This is a genomic window from Streptococcus sp. Z556 (genome assembly GCF_053010225.1).
On the sequence record NZ_JBRKNU010000002.1, the window covers coordinates 286,510 to 305,210 of the forward strand.

General features: G+C 40.2%; 13 protein-coding genes. 3 read left to right on the top strand and 10 right to left on the bottom strand.

Features of this window, described 5'->3' with window-relative positions:
- Positions 1-37: 37 nt before the first annotated feature.
- The 7 genes from xerS to rexB form a co-directional block, all read right to left on the bottom strand.
- Positions 38-1,108: a tyrosine recombinase XerS gene (gene xerS, locus ACVC7S_RS03775; protein ID WP_000817892.1), complete on the bottom strand. Its 1,071-nt coding sequence runs from the start codon at positions 1,106-1,108 to the stop codon at positions 38-40.
- A gap of 668 nt (positions 1,109-1,776) precedes the next feature.
- Positions 1,777-3,327: a chloride channel protein gene (locus ACVC7S_RS03780; protein ID WP_447266241.1), complete on the bottom strand. Its 1,551-nt coding sequence runs from the start codon at positions 3,325-3,327 to the stop codon at positions 1,777-1,779.
- A 16-nt stretch (positions 3,328-3,343) separates the two neighbouring features.
- Complete coding sequence (locus ACVC7S_RS03785) at positions 3,344-4,123, bottom strand: ribonuclease HII (RefSeq protein ID WP_447266242.1); 780 nt, start codon at positions 4,121-4,123, stop codon at positions 3,344-3,346.
- A complete protein-coding gene (gene ylqF, locus ACVC7S_RS03790) occupies positions 4,110-4,961 on the bottom strand; it encodes a ribosome biogenesis GTPase YlqF (protein WP_447266243.1) in 852 nt (283 codons plus the stop codon). The genes ACVC7S_RS03785 and ylqF overlap by 14 nt, the downstream gene beginning before the upstream one ends.
- Positions 4,962-5,164: 203 nt before the next feature.
- The gene (locus tag ACVC7S_RS03795; RefSeq protein ID WP_447266244.1) at positions 5,165-6,343 is read right to left on the bottom strand and encodes a hypothetical protein; all 1,179 of its coding nucleotides are present in this window, start codon (positions 6,341-6,343) and stop codon (positions 5,165-5,167) included.
- 169 nt (positions 6,344-6,512) lie between these two features.
- On the bottom strand, positions 6,513-10,166 hold the full coding sequence (gene addA / locus ACVC7S_RS03800) for a helicase-exonuclease AddAB subunit AddA (protein ID WP_447266245.1): 3,654 nt from the start codon (positions 10,164-10,166) through the stop codon (positions 6,513-6,515).
- The gene (gene rexB, locus ACVC7S_RS03805) at positions 10,163-13,438 is read right to left on the bottom strand and encodes an ATP-dependent nuclease subunit B (RefSeq protein ID WP_447266246.1); all 3,276 of its coding nucleotides are present in this window, start codon (positions 13,436-13,438) and stop codon (positions 10,163-10,165) included. Before rexB ends, addA begins: the two co-directional genes overlap by 4 nt.
- Positions 13,439-13,559: 121 nt before the next feature.
- Between rexB and ACVC7S_RS03810 the strand changes: the two genes are divergently transcribed.
- The 3 genes from ACVC7S_RS03810 to ACVC7S_RS03820 all read left to right on the top strand — a co-directional run bounded on the left by ACVC7S_RS03810 (position 13,560) and on the right by ACVC7S_RS03820 (position 16,188).
- Positions 13,560-14,369 (top strand): Cof-type HAD-IIB family hydrolase, encoded by an 810-nt coding sequence (locus ACVC7S_RS03810; RefSeq protein WP_447266247.1) that lies wholly within the window; start codon positions 13,560-13,562, stop codon positions 14,367-14,369.
- A 144-nt stretch (positions 14,370-14,513) separates the two neighbouring features.
- Positions 14,514-15,422, top strand: a complete 909-nt coding sequence (locus ACVC7S_RS03815; RefSeq protein ID WP_447266248.1) for an ATP-binding cassette domain-containing protein — start codon at positions 14,514-14,516, stop codon at positions 15,420-15,422.
- A 10-nt stretch (positions 15,423-15,432) separates the two neighbouring features.
- Positions 15,433-16,188 (top strand): ABC transporter permease, encoded by a 756-nt coding sequence (locus ACVC7S_RS03820; RefSeq protein ID WP_447266249.1) that lies wholly within the window; start codon positions 15,433-15,435, stop codon positions 16,186-16,188.
- Positions 16,189-16,226: 38 nt separating this feature from the next.
- On the opposite strand, the gene ACVC7S_RS03825 is transcribed toward ACVC7S_RS03820, so the two are convergent.
- The 3 genes from ACVC7S_RS03825 to ACVC7S_RS03835 form a co-directional block, all read right to left on the bottom strand.
- On the bottom strand, positions 16,227-17,105 hold the full coding sequence (locus ACVC7S_RS03825) for a sensor histidine kinase (protein ID WP_447266250.1): 879 nt from the start codon (positions 17,103-17,105) through the stop codon (positions 16,227-16,229).
- A complete protein-coding gene (locus ACVC7S_RS03830) occupies positions 17,105-17,803 on the bottom strand; it encodes a response regulator transcription factor (protein WP_447266251.1) in 699 nt (232 codons plus the stop codon). Before ACVC7S_RS03830 ends, ACVC7S_RS03825 begins: the two co-directional genes overlap by 1 nt.
- Before the next feature lie 106 nt (positions 17,804-17,909).
- The gene (locus ACVC7S_RS03835) at positions 17,910-18,647 is read right to left on the bottom strand and encodes a TraX family protein (protein WP_447266252.1); all 738 of its coding nucleotides are present in this window, start codon (positions 18,645-18,647) and stop codon (positions 17,910-17,912) included.
- Positions 18,648-18,701 lie beyond the last annotated feature (54 nt).

Below are 18,701 nucleotides of genomic sequence, written 5' to 3' on the forward strand. Positions count from 1 at the left end.
TTGAGATTAATTTTACATAATTATTATTACGCAACAATCATAAGCTGTCCAAAGCATTCTTTTGTTCATCATTGACGATATGGGTATAGAGGTCAGTGACTTGTGTGCTGGCATGTCCTAATTGGTGGCTGACCAAAACTTGCGATTTAGTAGCATCATAGAGCCTAGTAGCCAGAGTATGGCGTAGTTTATGGGGTGTTACACGAACTTTGAAATCCTCTGAGTACTTAGCAACCATTTTTTCAACACTAGAAGCATCGATACGATTGGGAACACCACGATATAAGGTCAGAAAGAGCGCTGTATCTGTCTTTTCCGTCTTATAGCGTTGATTTCGAATGGCGAGATAATTCTCTAGGTAAGGCTTGGCAAAGGCTGCGACATTGACAGAGTCTCGTTTACCACCTTTTCGAGTGACATCGATCACCATCATTTTGAGATTGAGATCTCTTAGATCCAGATTAACAGCTTCAGATAAGCGGACACCTGAGGCTAAGAGAAGTGCAATAATGGCCAAATCTCGCTCCTTGTTCTTATTAAAGGAAGATAGAGCTCGATTGGAGAGCTGTTGTGGGTACTCCTGATCGATATAAGTTAGAAAACCCTCTGTTTCATCACCTAGAAAGAGTTTTTGCTTGATGTTTTCAGCTCGAGCAGCAAGTGTTTCCTTCTTTTTTTTGGTTGAAACTTTCTTCATTACATTACGATAGAAATAGGGCTCTCCTTGGTCATTTTCAACTTCCTCAGTTAGATACTTGTAAAGACTGGAAAGTGCTGACAAGGTTCGATTGATGGTTGTCTGTGAAACGCCCTGTTTGGTTGTATTAGCATTCAGCAAAGGTCGTTCTCGTAGATAAAGAATAAAGGATTCCATGTCTTTCTTAGACATGTTTTCCAAGACCGATAAAGGAATATCAGCCATTTTATCAGCATTTGAAATCCCAGACTCTAAAACCCAGCTGAAAAATCGGTCATATTCCTTGAGGTATTCGTACAAGGTTGTAAAACTGTATGGAACAGCAAGCTTAGATTGGTAGTATTCCAGAACATACCAGGGCATGATTCGTTTTAGTTTGTCGATTCGTTCTAGTAAAATCTCACGTTTCATGATTTTCTCCATAAATTAGTCTACTAGTAGTATAGCATAGACTTATATATTTTTCAAGAAAATTATAGTTTTTCGGAAAGATGTTATATGAGTTTTTTTAAAGTGCAAAAAATAAAAAAATAACCAAAAAAATTTTTTAAGCCAATTATATTCAATTATGTACTTTATTTAAGTAAAAACTAAAAATTTTTTCAATTATCCATAATCCAAAAAGGATAAACCATTTTCAGCTCCAAAATACACTTTGATCAAAAACCGACGTAAAAAATCCCTAGAGGACTGTTGTCTTCTAGGGATTTAGTTTATCCTTGAGCTGTTTATTCGACAATTTGATTATATTACATGTGTCAAAAATATCTCTTTATTTATTTTTTATAACATGTTGTATATAAAAATTGCAATAATAGAAAAGATTAAGAGGATTAACAAGATAAAAATAATTATTTTTTTCATAATTTATTAATAATACTGACCCTTAGGATACAGTAAACTCCTTTCTAGCTTTATGCTTTATCATTTCTAACTTAATTATAGTCTTATTTTTACCCAAGTTCAATTATTTGTATGTAAAATATTTTATCTGCAAAAAATAACCGATCTCATTTCTGAGAATCGGTTTTTTAATGTATTAAATTAAATTTTTACATAATATGAATTATGTAAAAAACCTACAGCAACAAATCTTTGACTTTTCCAATTTCACTTTTTGGAATCACCAGGTGAATCATATCACCCAGATACATTCTAGTTGAGCCGTTAACGGTTTGGCTTTTGCCATTATGGACTTGGGTGGTGATGAGTACGTTATGTGGCAAGTTGAGCTCGTGAACCTGTTTTCCAGCGATTTTGTCAGACACAGGGATTTCTATGAGGGTGACTTCTCCTTCATCTGTCGCTTCTTCTGGTAGCATTTTTTCCAGCATGGCCTCATAGACTGGTGCTCCCTTGAGCAGATCCATGACGATGTAGGCTACTAAGGTCACTAAGCCCAGTGGCATGAGGTTGCGAATATCTCCAACCATCTCAGTTACGAGGATCATGGCAGTTAAGGGAGCCTTGGAAATTGCCCCAAAGTAGCCACTCATTCCCAGAATGACAAATATAGGAAACTGCTCCTGACTGACAAGCCCAAGGTTGACACAAATGACACCAACTAGGGCACCAAGTAAGGAACCAAGCGCCAGAATGGGTAGGAAGATTCCTCCTGGGAGGCCACTTCCATAGCTAATCATGCTCCAAACAAAGCGAATCAAAAAGTAAGCTAATAGAACCTGAAAACTAAAATCTTGCTCAGTCAAAGAAAGAACGACCTGATTTCCACCACCAAGAATTTGTGGCAAGAAAATCCCGACTGGTATAATAAGGATAAAGGCTAGGATTGGATAATAAGCTTTATCCAAATGAATTTTTTGACCAATCCAGTCATAAATTCGACCAACATTTAGTACAGCTTTCTCATAGAGAAAACCAGAGAGTCCTAGAAAAACTCCCATAACCAGGTAAATCCAATACTGGTCTAGGGTCATGAGGGGGATGTTATCTGGCATATCCAGTACAGGTGTTAGCCCAAATATGAGCAGAGAAACAAAGTTTGCTACGAGACTAGCTGCTAGTGTTGAGCCCCAGAAAAAGCGTGAAAAATGATGATAGACTTCTTCTACAACAAAGAGGAGGCCTGCAATCGGTGCATTAAAAGCAGCGGCTAAACCTGCAGCAGCTCCACTGGCAATCAGGGAACGTTCCTCTACTGGACTGGATCTGAGCCACTTGGCAATACCTTTACCACCAACAGCTCCAAGTTGAATACTTGGCCCTTCTCGACCTAGCATAAGGCCACTGGCAATAGCAAGAATACCTAGAATATATTTTTTCCAGAGGACACTCCACCAGTTAAGAGTCATCAGTCCCTTTAGTTCGGCTTCGACTTGAGGAATTCCTGAACCCTTGATATCTTTTTCTGACCGAGTTAGTTTCGCACTGAGCCAGCAGATGAGTATGTAAAATAGACCAATGATAAAAAGATTGCGCACTAGGTGCGCTTGATCTTGATAGAGGCCTTGTATTAGGTGGAAGCCCTTTTCAATTAAGAAACGAAAAGATCCAACGATTAGCCCGACAACTAGCCCGACGATGATTCCTCGCCCAACTTGGGATAATATGGTACTTGAAGCAAAGGCAAATTCTTTCTTGGAACGGAGTATTTCTGACTGTTTTTCCATAATCATTTCCTCCAATTTAACTTTCTTTGTTTGCTGCGACCAGTGATTTTATCGGTTCAAAACTGGTTCGATGAATGGGAGTAACACCTAGTTTATCGAGACCTTCTAAGTGTTTTGCCGTTCCATATCCAGCATTAGCAGCGAAATCATATCCAGGATACTGGTTGTCATAATCCTTCATTAGATTATCCCGTGTCACTTTGGCAACTATGGATGCGGCTGCGATAGAGAGCGAGTTCGCATCTCCCTTGATAATTGCTGTTTGGGAAATCGGTAAATCAAGCTGCATGGCATCAATCAAGAGGTGCTCAGGTTGGGGACTGAGCTGAGAGATTGCCTCTTTCATAGCAAGCTTAGTTGCTTCATAGATATTGACTTGGTCAATGACTTGATTATCCATAATTCCAATGCCGATTGCTAGAGCTTGGTCTTGAACGGCTTGAAAAATTTCCAAATGTTTCTTTTTGGGTATTTTCTTGCTATCGTTGAGGCCTCTGTTTTTACAATTTTTAGGCAAGACTACCGCTGCAGCGACTACAGGTCCAGCAAGAGGACCACGGCCGACCTCGTCAACGCCTGCTATTAAGCTTAGTCCTTGTTTATAAAGTTCTTTTTCATAGGAAAGCATGTTTTCTAGACGAAGATTTTCCTCAAGTTCAGTCTGAATGGCTTTTTTTCGCTTGGTGATTTCCTTTTGAACTCCAGTTCGGCTATCTTTTTCCAGTTCAAGAAAAAGGGGATTGTCTAAGTCTTTGACAGTAGCAAGAAGTTCTCTGATTTCTTTAATCGTCGTCATCGATGTCGTCCAATGTATCTAAGGTATAGGTACCGAGCTTTCCATCACGAACTTCCTTCACGAAGAGGCTGTAAAAACGGTCGTAGTCGTCTCGGAAACCGAGAGCACGTGTCATATCCATGATGATAACAGGAGCATCTTCTTCAATTTTCATTTGTTTGAAGCGTTCAGCTAGCTTATCTGGATAATGTTTTTTGAAATAATTGAGACCAAAAATGGTGACTTCATCCATGGGAAGCAACTGGTCTTTAATAGCTCCAGTTAGGGCTAGTTTCAGTGCGACAGCATCATCTTCAAACTTAGGCCAAAGAATCCCTGGTGTGTCTAGGATTTCAAGGTCTTTATTGGTTTTGAGCCATTGTTGCCCCTTGGTAACACCTGGTTTATTGCCGACCACCGCAATCTTTTTCCCAGCCAAACGGTTCATCAGGGTTGATTTGCCAGCATTTGGAATTCCGATAATCATAGTACGCAAGGTTTCAATTTTTATACCGCGTTCTTTTTGGCGCGCAATTTTATCAGCCATAAGCTTTTTGGCTGCATCTGTCACAACTTTTACGGTAACTTGCTCTTTGGAGTTGATTGCCAGAGTTTGAATACCTTGTGATTCAAAGTACTGACGCCATTCTTTTGTCATTACTGGATCAGCCAGGTCTGCCTTGTTTAAAATCAAGAGTTTGGGTTTATCTCCCACAATCTTGTTTAACATAGGATTTTGACTAGATAAAGGAAGACGCGCATCCACCAAAATCGTCACAAAATCAATAAATTTTAAATTCTCCTGAACTTGTCGCCGAGCCTTAGACATGTGGCCCGGAAACCATTGAATAGTAGCCATAATAATTCCCCTTCCGACTAAAAAAACGTGATAAAAACGTTTTCTTTCTTACCATCTATTCTATCATAAATGAACCCTCTTTGCATAGGCTTTTGTCTACAAAAATGAGTATATATAGTAAAAATGTTTGCATAAATAATGTATTGTTATATCAAAGTACGAGAAAAATACCTATCAAGTCATATTGATGATAGGTGTTTTTCTTATAAGTCTATTCTTGAAAGAAAAGGGCAGACACAATTTGTGACAATCGTTTCACTCCAGAGAATTTGCGCTGGGGATAAATAATCAGCTCTTAAACATTCTTTTAAAAATTCAGCAGCTTGATCTGGAGCAATCTCAAATTCAAAGGCCTTCATCCTGTAGAAAAAATTGATTAGATGCTCATTTAAGTAATCTTCTGAAAAGGGCACTTCACCATATTTTCGATACTCCAGCAAGAGTCGAGAGAACCTGGATTTTTCATCTGGTAAATCACGAAAATAAGAATTTATTAGCAAAATTTGTTTTTGCTTTCGTTCAATAGGATCTTGATTTGCAATACGCTGGTCTTTTTCCAGCTCTTTTTGATTTTGCTTTGCCTTGAGAGCTCGTTCTTCTCTATTCTTTCCAAAAAGAATTTTTTCCCATTTTCGTTCTTCTGGTGTGAGAGTTTCTCTAAAGCCAAAGTAATCTTGATAGGCTCGTTCTGCTGGCCCCATAGCAAGAATGAGGTTGTCAGCGTATTGCTTGGCGATTTTATCTCTTTTCTTGCGTTCTTTCTCTGCCTGAATCCGTAAATGCTGCTCGTAATCTATTTTTTCCTTACCTAGCTTGATAAGGTATAGTTGATCATCAGACTTCCCAAGTAGAAAGGGTTTGATACACTTTTCAAGGACTTCTTCCAAACGCGCCTTCTTTTTGGGGTCTGCCTTGGTCCAACTTCCACCTTGAAAGACTTCTAGGAAGAGCTGGTAATCTTTCTCAGGTGCAAATTGATTGTCTCGATTGGCTTTGAAAACACCTTTATCCCAAAACCATTTTAGAAGTCGTTCGTCAAAATCGCTTTTATTAACCTTGATTTTTTCCTTTTTCTGAGCCTTTCTGGTTAGGTTTTCAACTTTTCTGAGTAGTTTTTCTTCCTCTTCTAGTTGCTGATCGAGGCTAATACGATGAAAATGGCGAACACAGTCGCTTCCTATAGGAAAGAGACGTTGGCCTGTAACTCCGTTAAAGAGTTCGTAGGCGTATTTAATGGCATTCCCACAGACGCAATTACTACGACCAATGCCATTAAAAATCAAGGAAACTTCATTCCATTCCTTGGTAGCTTGATCCCAAGTATCGGCTTTTGAAGCCTGTAAAACCGCATCGTGCAGAGATTTTCTAACTGGAAGTGGCATGAGGTTTCCTTTCTAATACTCAATGAAAATCCAAGAGCAAACTAGGAAGCTAGCCGCAGGCTTCTCAAAACACTGTTTTGAGGTTGTAGATGAAACTGACGAAGTCAGTAACCTTACACACGGCAAGGTGAAGCTGACGTGGTTTGAAGAGATTTTCGAAGAGTATAAATTATACTTTTACAACTTGAACGTCTTCTTTGCCAAGTAAAATCAAGTATTTTTCAATATTGTCAATCGAATAGGCTCGTGATAAAGCTTCTCCGTAGAGTGCTAACTGCCCACGATAGCGGTCTATGAGTTGACTTGGTTCATCATAGCGGTCTGTCTTATAGTCAAAAAGAACGATACGATCCTCGAAAAGCAGATAGCCATCCAAGATTCCACGAACAACAAAGTCTTCCTGACTCTTTTGGTCGCGTTTGAGCATGGAGAAAGGTTGCTCACGATAGAGATAGTCAGTATTAGCGAGAATCTCCTGACCGAGTGGCGTATCAAAGAAAGCTAGGATTTTAGAAAGATTGATCTTGTCTCTAACAGCTGGGCTGGTTTGAACTTGTTGCAGAGTTTCTTCCAGAGTGGCAAGCGTTGGTTGCTGACTCAGGTCCATTCTCTGCATGAGTTCGTGTGTTGCACTACCAATTTCTGCTCCTGTTACCTTTTCTTTAGTTGAAAAATCAGGTAAATCAAAGCTGATTTTCTTCTCTGTTGATTGAGTTTGGTTAGTAATTTCTACCCCTTCCATATCCATAACGGGTTCGTAGAATTTCTTGATTTGGCTTGGGGTTTGAACACTAGGAAGCTCAATGGCTGCGCGGTGAAGAGTATTATAGACTTCTACTTCTTTCAACATTTCAAGGGCTTCTTTAATCGTTTCAGACTGACGGTTACTTGCCTGGGAACTATCTTGTAGAGGACTCTTGTTTTCCAACTGACCAATAACTTCTCTAGTCAACTGGTCTTCACCAACAAAACGATAACTAAAGTTGAAATTGTCTCTAGCAAATACTTTACTAATCGCCCAGATCCAGTCCTGGAAATTCTCGGCTTGAAGTCTGGTATTGCTATCTAGTTTTCCGTTTTCAGCAGCTGGATATTCCTTGGCTTCTAGCTTTTCACGAGAGCCCTTACCGACAAGATAGAGCTTTTTCTCAGCCCGTGTCATGGCAACATACAGCAAACGCATCTGCTCTGAATAGCTAGCCAGTTGCAGTTCTTCTTCATTCTGCGTATAAGTTAGACTGGGAATGGAGAGTTTAATGGTTTTAGGATAGTGTGCTTCCACTGCTCCTGTTTCCACCTTGGCAATGTATTTGACGCCAAGCCCATTCTGACGACTAAGAATAACATCAGACATTGAGTCTTGCTTATTGAAGTCCTGATCCATATTGAGGATAAAGACATAAGGAAACTCCAGTCCTTTGCTCTTGTGAATGGTCATGAGTTCAACAGCATCCTTGGGTGGAGCGACAGCTACGCTTGCAAGATCATGCTGTGCTTCCAAAACCTGATCAATCATACGAATAAAACGAGACAAGCCTTTGAAATTACTCTTTTCAAACTGGTCTGCTCTCAAAGCTAAAGCATAGAGATTGGCTTGTCTGGCAGGACCGTTTGGCAAGGCTCCAACATAATCATAGTAAAAACGATCATTGTATATCTTCCAAATCAAGTCATAGAGGGAGTGGGTTTTGGCATACAAGCGCCAAGATTCCAAGATATCTATGAATTGGTTTAGTTTTTCTGCTAAAGCTGTGTGAATTAAGTCCTTCTGTTCAGTTGCTTGTTTTTGAGCATTGAGCAGTTTTTCATAGAGATTTTCTTGGATTTTATCTTCTGCTTTCTGAAGGGATAAACGTGCCAACTCGTCCTCATCAAAGCTAAACATAGGAGACTTCATAAGGGCAACCAAGGCATAGTCTTGCAGGGGATTGTGAATGACACGAAGGGTGTCTAGCATGACTTGCACTTCTAGGGATTGGAGGTAATTATTTTGTTCTCCGTCGGTTTTGACAGGAATCCCGTACTCAGACAGGGCGAGGAGAATCTGGTCATTACGACTGCGACTGGAAGTCAAAAGGGCAATATCCTTAAAGGCTACACCATTCTCTTGATGGAGCTTCAGGATTTCCTTGATGACTAAGCGCATTTCCCCTGTTAGTTTTGTTTCTAATTGGCTCTCTTCTTCCTCTTGTCCACTGTCGTCCTTATCGTAGAGGAGAAATTCTGCCTTGTTCTCAAGATTAGGCGTTAATTTGCTATTGGCAAAAACAAGCTGGTGCATGCTGTCATAGTTGATTTCCCCGACTTCTTGGTCCATGAGGCGTTCAAAAACATCGTTGGTTGCCGATAGCACTTCTGAACTACTGCGGAAATTTTCTTTAAGAAGAATCAACTTGCCTTCTTGAGGATTTTGCGCATAGAGTTGGAATTTTGCATTGAAAATCTGCGGGTCTGCCTGACGGAAACGGTAGATGGACTGCTTGATATCTCCAACCATAAAGCGATTGTGACCATTTGACAGCAATTCCAGCATCCGTTCTTGAATGTGGTTGGTATCCTGATACTCATCGACCATGACTTCGTGGAATCGTTCCTGATAAGCCTCACGAACTTGTGGGAACTTCTCTAGAATTTCAATGGTGTAATGGCTGATATCAGCAAATTCAAAGGCATTTTCCTGACGTTTACGCTCACGATAAGCCTCCACAAAATCACTCATAAATGTTTGGAAAGTTTTAGCTAGCTCTAATGTGTCTAAATGATAACGTTCTTGATAGTCGAGAATTGTTATCTGGTCTACTAGTTGTCCTAGTTTAGCAAACTGGGCCTTTCTTTCTTCGTTGTAGGCATCAGCCAGTGGCTTCAAATCGGCCTTACGACTAGAATTAGCTAGAGCTCTACCATTTTTTTCTTTCGATATGGCGACAACACGCGTAAGCACTGCTTGATAAACCTGGCTATCGGACTCTTGATTTAAGGAGCTAATTTGATCCAGAACCTGTTGAACAGCTTCTAAATAGGTAGCTTTGGGAAACTCCTTGGCATCATTATCCAGATGATAACGGAAAAAGATTTCCAAATCCCAAAGCGCCTGCTTGATTTTCTCAGTTAGTTTTTCTTTTTCACTAGCAAAATCAGCTTCTTCAAATCCCTTGAGGAAAGATTCACTAAGCCATTTTTGAGGATTGCTGGTCGATTGCAAAAAGTCATAGATTTTGTAGACTTGCTGGCGCAGACCACGTTCATTCTTGCTTCGTCCAGCAAAGTTCTTGACCAAACGACTAAAGTTCTCTTTATTTTCACCTTGGTAATGGACTTCAAAAATCTGATGAAAAACTTCGTTCTTTAAGAGTAACTGTTCACTTTCATTTTGTAGAATACGAAAGTTTGGTGCGATATCAATCAGGTAGCCATGTTTTCCTAGGAATTTTTGTGTGAAGGAGTCCATGGTTCCGATGGCCGCGTTGGGGAGGTCTGCTAACTGGCGTCCCAAGTGCTGTTTAAGATCGACATCATCGGTTTCTTGGATTTGCTGGCTGATTTTTTTCTCCAAGCGTTCCTTGAGTTCAGTCGCAGCTTTAACGGTAAAGGTTGAGATAAAGAGTTGACTAATTTCTACACCACGGGCTAATTGGTCCAGAATGCGCTCTGCCATGACAAAGGTTTTCCCTGAACCAGCAGACGCCGAGACTAGGATATTTTGCCCAGCAGTATAAATAGCTTGGATTTGTTCGGCAGTTCTTTTCTGTTCCTTGCTCGAACTCGCTTCTGCTTCTTGCAATTTCTGAATTTCTTCCTCAGTTAAAAAGGAAATGGGCTTCATCGGTTCAACTCCTCTCTCATTTTTTCAAACCAAGCTTGCTTGAGCTTTTCTCCGACCAGACGCTTGCCATCAGATAAGTCTAATTTCTCAAGGAAACGGGCTTGTCCCAAGTGGTAATTGGCTTCAAATCCTGTAATGGCTTGATGTTGCTGAACGTATGGGGCAATACTTCTGCCATTCTCTGTGTATGGATTGATGGCGAACTGACCTTCTAAGATCTTCTCAGCTGCCTTCTTGTAAAGATGGGCATTATAGTCTAGTAAGAGCTGGAATTCCTCGCCTGTCAGCTGATTGACCTTGTTTTTATTGTAAAATTCGCCTAAATGACTACTTTCTTTCTCTAAAAAGAGGCCTTGATATTTCATAGACTTGCTGGCTTCTACTACCGCTCCTGCCAAACTCTTAACGGTCAATAGAGATTGGACAGGCTCTGCCATTTCCAAGTACATAGCGCCGAAAAAGTTCTGCTCTCCTTCTCTTTTTAGGGCAGCAAGATAGGTTGGCAGTTGGGAATTAAGGCCATTAAAGAAATTCGGAAACTGGAACTGAGTTAAACTAGACTTGTAGTCCACTACTCCTAGCGCTCCATCAGCTTTCAAGCGGTCAATGCGGTCAACCTTGCCTCGCACATGGACACTGCGACCATTATCCAATTGAATAAAGGCCTGATCTTTACCACCAAATGTTGCTTCCTCTTGGATGGTTTCAATGGCTGGATTATAACGAAGGATGTGGCCAGTGGTCCTAGCGACATCAAGAAGAACTTCCTTGGTAAACTGGGCTTCCAAACTTTCCTGATAAATGGCTTCAAATTCGCGTTCTTGACTGGTTTCTTGGATAGCTTGTTCCAGACGTTTGTCAAACGGATTTTCAGCAGGCAGTTTCAAGGCACGTTCAAAAATACGATGCAAAAAATTTCCGTGACTGCGAGCATCTGGGCGCAGACGCAATTCTTCCTGCAAACCTAAGACATAACGGAGGAAATAACTGTATTCATTGCGATAAAACTCCGTCAAACCAGAGGTAGATAGGTAAAACTCTTTGTCAGCTGGATAGAGAGCCTGCAAGGTCTCTTTCTCTAATGGTTTACTACTTGGACTAGTTGGGAGGGCTGGATTTGTAAGGCCTTTTTTATCTAGTTTTTTACCCATCACACGCGCCAGAACCTTAACAAAGGTCAAATCTTGCTCCCGATCACTCGTCTCGCCCTGCTGGTGATAGGCGACCAGACTAGACAAGAGACTGTGATAAGACCCCAGATCGTCCTTAGAAAGACCTTTGTGATGAATCTTCTTCTCTATCCGACTAAATCCAAAACTCACCAGATCCTGAAGATAGGCCGATTCCTTGCTCTCATTTTCATTGAGAAGACTTGGTGCTGACAACACCAACTGCTTACGAGCAGCGTTGACTAAAGAAAGCATGGTATAGCGATTTTTCTTGAGGTTTTCACTGCTTGCAATCAGCAATTGTGTTCCCTCTTCTGTCGCTTGGTTTAGACTTTGTCTTTCTTCGTCTGTTAAAAGGCTCGTATTTTGTGCAATTTTTGGTAAATGATCCTGCGTTAGTCCAATGGCATAGACAAAGTCAGCAGTCAGTGGTGCAATCAAATCGTAACTCTGCACCAGAACAGTGTCCACTGTCGCTGGAATAGTGCGATACTGAGATAAAGTCATCCCTGAGTGGAGCAAGGCTAAGAAGTCCTCCAGACTTACTTGTGAAGCATCAAAAACGGTTGCAAATTGTTCTAAAACATGACAGAAGGCTTTCCAAACTTCGGTTTGTCTTTCCTGTTCTAGTGCTTCCATAGTAGCTGTTAAACCATGCATCTGCTTGCTTAAAGCAGTATTTTTTAGAAAAATACTCCACTTTTGCAAGAGATTTTCAGCCTTCTGTTTCCGACTAGTAAATAAGGTTTCAAGAGGCTCCAAAACACGTAATCGAATGGCATTCAAACGCTCTAAATCAAACTTTCCATGGTGGGATTTGGTGAAGGTTTGCTGAAAGGATGGCAAGCCATTGATGCCAAGATAGCGGAGATATTGCTCAAAAGCATCAATATCAGCCTGACTAAGGTCAGTATACAGACCGGTTCTGAGAAGATTAATCAAATCCTCCTGACGAAAACGATAGCGTTTCAAACGCAAAATAGACTCCACATACTGGGTTAAGGGGTGGTGAGCCATGTATTCGCTTCTACCAAGATAGAAAGGAATCTGGTACTGGTCAAAGATTGTCTTGAGAGATAACTGATAAGAAGCCATATCTCCTAACAGAATGCGAAAATGCTTGTAACTCAAGTCTGGATTGTCATGTAATTGTTGACGAATGCTACGGGCTACTAATTCCAACTCCTCTTTTTGCGTCAAGCAAGACCAGATTTGCAGATATTCACGATCTTTCTCATCGACATCTAAAGCTAGTTCTGAAAAGTCATAAGAAGACTCCAGCAAACGAGAGGCCTTGTCAAAACTATCTATCTTCTCATGAGATTTAGAACGATCCTGAGCAGGTGTTTGATATTTTGCACCCAAATGATGAAGAAATTCCACACTGGCTTGAAAGAGATTCCCTTCAGCGAACGGACTGATATAGGCTTTCTTGCTTGCATAAGCCCCAATAACAATCTCGGCACCTTTTCGATGGAGTAGATCCACTACACGCTCTTCCTCGGCAGAAAAACGGGTAAATCCGTCAATGACTAAGGCAAGCTGACTAAAATCACTACTTACCTTGTCATTCTCAATAGCCTCAATCAAATGGGACAACTGACTTCCCTGAGCCAACTGGCTTTGATTGAGATAGGCCGTTACTTTCTCGAAAATCAAGAGTAAATCTACTCTCTTGTCCTCATCGGTCAAACTTTCCAAGTCCAAAAAGCTCATCTGAGCAGTCGTCATCTCATGATAAAGTTCAATCAACTGCTGGATAAATTGAGGGTCTTGTTTAATAGCTCCAAAAACTCGTAACTCTTTGGGATCGAGTTCAGCAAGGCATTTATAAAAGGCCATCCCAAGACCGATATCATCAAGACTGGTCTTTGTAGGCAAGTCATTTAAAACCAGGTAACGAGCCATTTGAGCAAAGCGCGTGACAATAATCGCAAAAGAAGCCTGCTGGGACAAGCATTCCAGCACAGCACGTTCCTTTTCAAATGAAAGAGAGTTGGGGGCGATGTAGAAGACTCGCTTGCCTGCAGCAACCAGCTCTTCCGCCTCTCTGGTCAAGATTTCTGTCAAAGAAGTCCGAATATCAGTATAAAGTAATTTCATCTCTGCCTCGTTACATTTTCTGTTGTTATCCTATATTATACCATGATTTAACCGAAGATTCTGCCTCTTTCTAACCAAAATATGCTATAATAAAAGCAAAACGCATAGAAAAGGAAGTCTTATGATTAAACTACTAGCCTTGGATATGGACGGAACCCTCCTTAACGAAGCCAAGGAAATCCCACAAGCCCACATCACTGCTATTCATCAGGCCATTGAAAAAGGTGTCAAACTGGTTCTATGTACAGGTCGCCCGCTTTTCGGTGTCCTCCCCTACTATAAACAACTAGGACTTGACCTACAGAACGAGTACGTCATTGTCAATAACGGTTGCTCAACCCATCAGACCAGTGACTGGAGTCTAGTTGACTGGCAAGAACTCAGTCCAGCTGACATTGAATACCTCTATGACCTGGCTGAAAAAAGCTACGTCCAGTTGACTCTTTTTGATGAAGAACATTATTTTGTCCTCGGTGGTAAGCCTAATCAAATCGTTCAAAATGATGCTAAACTTGTTTTTTCAGACCTGACTGAAATTTCCCTTGAGGAAGCTACCAGTGGCAAATATCGGATGTTCCAAGGTATGTTTTTAGGAACAAAAGAGCAAACAGACGATTTTGAGCAGCGTTTTGCCAAGGAACTCTGCCAACGATTCAGTGGAGTTCGTTCGCAGCCTGTCATTTATGAAGCCATGCCACTTGGAACTACCAAGGCTACTGCACTTTCTCGACTAGCTGCGATTTTGAAGATCGAGCCCTCAGAGATTATGGCCATGGGCGATGCCAATAACGATATCGAAATGCTCCAGTTTGCAGGCCTTGGCATTGCTATGGGAAATGCCAGCGATTATGTCAAATCTCTTGCCAATGATGTTACAGCCAGCAACGATGAAGACGGCGTTGCGCGTGCGATTGAGAAATATATTTTATAGAGAAAATTCCCAGTTAAATCCTTAACTGGGTTTTTGACATTTTACAAATCAGAAAACTTTAGAAACTCTTTAGAAATACTTGAGCTTTCTTTGATTTCTATAGCTTATACTAAAGTTAGAAAAATAAATCTAAAGGAGAAAATCATGAAAACAGTACTCGAAATTCATGGACTGACCAAACAATTCGGCCAACAAGCTATTCTTCAAGATCTTAGTCTAACCATAAAAGAGGGAGATATTTATGGTCTAATTGGAAAAAATGGAGCAGGTAAAACCACTCTTATTAAAATCATTACACAATTATTGTTTGCGGACAAAGGTACAGTTTCTCTCTTTTCTAGTCAAGAACAAAATGAGTGGACCAAGGCTCTATCTCGAGTAGGTTCAGTTATCGAATCACCTGTAGCCCATAATCACTTAACAGCATACCAGAATCTGAAATATTATTGTATGATACGTCATATTCCAAATGCTGATAAAGTCATTCAAGAAACACTGGACTATGTTGGGTTGTCAGATACAGGTAAAAAAGTCTTTCGTGATTTCTCGCTAGGAATGAAACAAAGACTTGGTATCGCCATTGCCCTTCTATCCAAACCAGACTTCCTTATCTTAGATGAGCCTATTAACGGACTTGACCCAATTGGAATCAAAGAATTTCGCCTCATGATCCAGCGACTCAATCAAGACAAAGGCATAACTATCCTCATCTCTAGCCATATCTTGTCAGAACTCTATCTCTTAGCTAGTCGCTTTGGTATTCTGGATCAAGGTAAGATTATCCGTGAAATCAGTAAAGCTGAGTTTGAAACACTGAGCGAGGATTATATTGTGCTTAAAACAAGCGACAAAGAAAGAGCTTGTCAGGTATTGAAAGAACAAATCCAACTCCAATTTAAGGTTGTCAATCCTGAAAATGAAATCCATATCTTTGGTAATGAACAAGATGTCAAACAGATTCTTAAGCAACTAACTTTGGCCGATGTTGCTATTGATGAGATTTACTTTGCCCGTCAAAACCTAGAAGAATACTTCACCCAATTAGTAGAATAGGAGAAAAATCATGATACACACCATTCAAGCAGATTTTTACCGTCTTTTCCGCTCCAAAGGATTCTGGATTACAGAACTCATTCTCTTTGCACTTATGTTAATGGGTGCTACTATCGGAGCTACAGGACATCTAATGTCAGTAAATACTACACCTGAAACAGAATTTCCGACCAAAGGTTGGGACGGCGTCCAAGCTCTTATCAACGCGTCTAGCAATGGTTCAAACCTCGTTTTTCTCTGCATCGTCCTGGCATGCCTCGTTCTTGGAGTTGATTTAATCGGCAAACTCTATAAAAATAATTTAACAGTGGGTGTTTCTCGTACCGAGTTTTTCCTAGCCAAAACCTTTGTACTTGCTAGTATCGCTTTCTTACAACTTATCGTTAGCCTTGTGATTGCCTTTATTCCAGCAACTATCTTAAATGGATTTGGGACCATGCCTGATGGATTTATTGGCAATCTATTGATAACCATTTCCCTTCAATTCCTTTGTCTCCTTGCTTGGCTTTCCATCGTTTCCTTCATTCTCTATGTTAGTCACTCTTATCTAGCGGTATTTATTGGTTATTTGGTCAGCTCTATCTTACTTTCTATGCCAATGCTTGTTTTCCCAGACATTGAAATTCTACGATATTTAATTCTAGATTTTGCCTATGCTATGACCACTAACAGTCAAGCTATTCTCTATACCATCACGGTTTGCGTAACGGTCATACTTTTCTTCTCTTTCAGTGGACTGATTATTTTCAAGAAGAAAAGCTTATAAAAAGGACCTCCTCTAGGATATAGAGGAGGTTTCTTCTGTTAAAAATAAATAAAGACTGAAAACCATTCTCCATCAGCAACTAGCTTCATATCCGCTCCAAGAAGATGAACTAATTCCTCGGTAATATAAAGACCTAAACCAGAGGATTCTTCGGTATCTGACATGTTTTCAGAATAAAAACGATTACTGAGATTGTCTATATTCTTGATAGGTTTTTTGACTAGGTTACCAATTTCCAAAACAAGCCTATTTTCTTCCTTTTTCAAAGAAAGTCGAGCCTTCTCCTTGCCGTGCTTGAGAACATTTCCAAGGAGGTTTTGTAAAATTCTATCCAGCAAGTCTTCATCAGTCGTCGTTTTCAATCCTGGTTCGACGTTAAAATCAAGAACAATACGTGAAGATTGAAAAACGTCGTAATAGGCGAAAGTCTTTTTCGTTATAAAAGTTGATAAATCAAGTTCTTCCAGTTTCGGTTTGACTGCTCCTTCCATCAAGTGACGGTATTCGAGGAGTGCCTCCAAACGTTTGGAAACCAAATCCTGATGATGGGCTATTTTGCTTAAAGTTTCCTGACTATTATCGGGGTGTTTTATTAGTTGCTGAGTATATCCGGAAGCGATTGTCAAAGGTGTCCGAATATCATGGGCGATATTGCTGATGGCCATATCCAGGGTGTGTTTTTCACGCTTCATGATTAGCTGATTTTGCTCCACTTCTTGAAATAGATTCTCAATTTGCTTATGTAGACGCAAAATGGTCTTTGAAAAGAAGTTTACCCCAATCCTCTTCATGCCACCAGAGCGAATCTTTTCTTCGATTTGTCTGCTTAAATCTCTAATTGCTATATGATAGCGAATCAAAGAAATCGCCAAAATGATGTTAATGAGGAGTAATATTGATATCAAAATGTAATTCATTATTTATCTCCTTTTAATCGAACACCAACTCCCCAAATGGTTTCGATGTATTCGTGATTTGGATCCAGTTGATGCAGTTTTTTACGGAGATTGCTTAGATGAGTATTGAGTGTATTGTCTCCAGGCAGGTAACTTTCTTCCCAAATCAATTCATAGAGTTCTTCCTTGGTGAAGATCTTTTTAGGATGCTGGAGCAACATTTGGAGAATTTGACACTCTTTCTTTGCAAGGCGAATGGTTTCAGTTGCGTTACTTATTTCAAAACTATCCGCATCGAACTGGATATTTTTAAAGTTTTGTAGGAGGTTTTCAGTTTTTCTGCTGTTTTCTGACTGATGTTCACCACTTTGGCGTAACTGCACAGTGACTCTGGCAAAGACTTCGTCCAAATCAAAAGGTTTTACTACATAATCATTGGCACCGTCTAGGAGATATTGGCTGATGAGCTTTTTATCACCCAAAGCAGTGAGCATGATAACTGGAGTCTGACTAGTTTGTCGAATGGCTTGCAAGACTTGGTCGCCATTTTTCCCTGGAAGCATGATATCTAGCAGAACGAGATCAATGCCACCTTTATCAAATTGCATGATACCTTCCGTACCAGAAAAGGCTTGGATCACCTTGTGTTCTTCAGTAAGAAAGGTTTTTAAAATTTCCTGGATTTCATTATTATCTTCAATTACAAGAATGCTCGCCATAAACCTTGTCCTTTCTAAAACTATTATAACATGTTTTGTTAGGAATTCCAGATACAGAAAAGCTCCTCTCACATTTTAAGTAAGAAGGAGCTAATGAATATTGAATCTACTTAACCAAATAAGCAATCAAAGTTATGATCCATAGATGAGCCGGGTAAAAAATATAAAAGAAACATTTGCTCCAGTTGCTTTCCTTTCCTCTCTGTCCATTATAAAGTGCCATAAAAGGAAAGACGGTGACAAAGAGCCAGTCAGAATTGAAAAGCATCATTTCCAGTGTTTGGTACCAAGTGTCATAGATTTGGATGGAAGTCACTAACAAGAAGGCCCACAGAATGGCATATAGAAGATTTCGCAATCCCTTGCGATTTCGACAAGAGTAACTAATCAAGAGAAATGGTAGCATGGTGATGCCACCCTCAGTAAAAAGACTACCGAAAATCAAGAGAAAAGCAACCCCAATCCGACGCCACAACTTCTCTTTTTTATCCAACTCTTTTCTGGGAAAACCAAGCCAAAGCATGGTGACACCAATTGCAAGAGTCAGAAAAATGTTGTTATTTACCATTACTCCTTTGGATGCAAATAGGGCGTTGAGGAGGCTATTTCCAGCAAACATGATAAGAGCCCAACTCCAAAGACGGATGAGATAGTCTTTCAGATTTCTGGTATGGAAAAAACCTTCCATAGCCATATAGGCAAACCAAACTCCCACACAACGGGTCATAGCATGAAAGATACCTTCCCACAGAGGAGAAACGATTCCCGTGATATGAGGGATATGATCTAGAACCATTACTGCCGCCATCAGATACTTCAACTGCGTCGCATTCCATTTTTTCATAATAAACCTCTTTCTTTTTGATCTACATAGAGTATAGCATACATTTCTACGTAT

Coding starts and splice junctions, on each gene's coding strand:
- ACVC7S_RS03780 (WP_447266241.1), bottom strand. CDS start 3,327: ATGGAAAAACAGTCAGAAATACTCCGTTCCAAGAAAGAATTTGCCTTT.
- ACVC7S_RS03835 (WP_447266252.1), bottom strand. CDS start 18,647: ATGAAAAAATGGAATGCGACGCAGTTGAAGTATCTGATGGCGGCAGTA.
- ACVC7S_RS03785 (WP_447266242.1), bottom strand. CDS start 4,123: ATGACGACGATTAAAGAAATCAGAGAACTTCTTGCTACTGTCAAAGAC.
- ACVC7S_RS03815 (WP_447266248.1), top strand. CDS start 14,514: ATGAAAACAGTACTCGAAATTCATGGACTGACCAAACAATTCGGCCAA.
- ACVC7S_RS03795 (WP_447266244.1), bottom strand. CDS start 6,343: ATGCCACTTCCAGTTAGAAAATCTCTGCACGATGCGGTTTTACAGGCT.
- ACVC7S_RS03810 (WP_447266247.1), top strand. CDS start 13,560: ATGATTAAACTACTAGCCTTGGATATGGACGGAACCCTCCTTAACGAA.
- rexB (WP_447266246.1), bottom strand. CDS start 13,438: ATGAAATTACTTTATACTGATATTCGGACTTCTTTGACAGAAATCTTG.
- ACVC7S_RS03825 (WP_447266250.1), bottom strand. CDS start 17,105: ATGAATTACATTTTGATATCAATATTACTCCTCATTAACATCATTTTG.
- ACVC7S_RS03830 (WP_447266251.1), bottom strand. CDS start 17,803: ATGGCGAGCATTCTTGTAATTGAAGATAATAATGAAATCCAGGAAATT.
- xerS (WP_000817892.1), bottom strand. CDS start 1,108: ATGAAACGTGAGATTTTACTAGAACGAATCGACAAACTAAAACGAATC.
- addA (WP_447266245.1), bottom strand. CDS start 10,166: ATGAAGCCCATTTCCTTTTTAACTGAGGAAGAAATTCAGAAATTGCAA.
- ACVC7S_RS03820 (WP_447266249.1), top strand. CDS start 15,433: ATGATACACACCATTCAAGCAGATTTTTACCGTCTTTTCCGCTCCAAA.
- ylqF (WP_447266243.1), bottom strand. CDS start 4,961: ATGGCTACTATTCAATGGTTTCCGGGCCACATGTCTAAGGCTCGGCGA.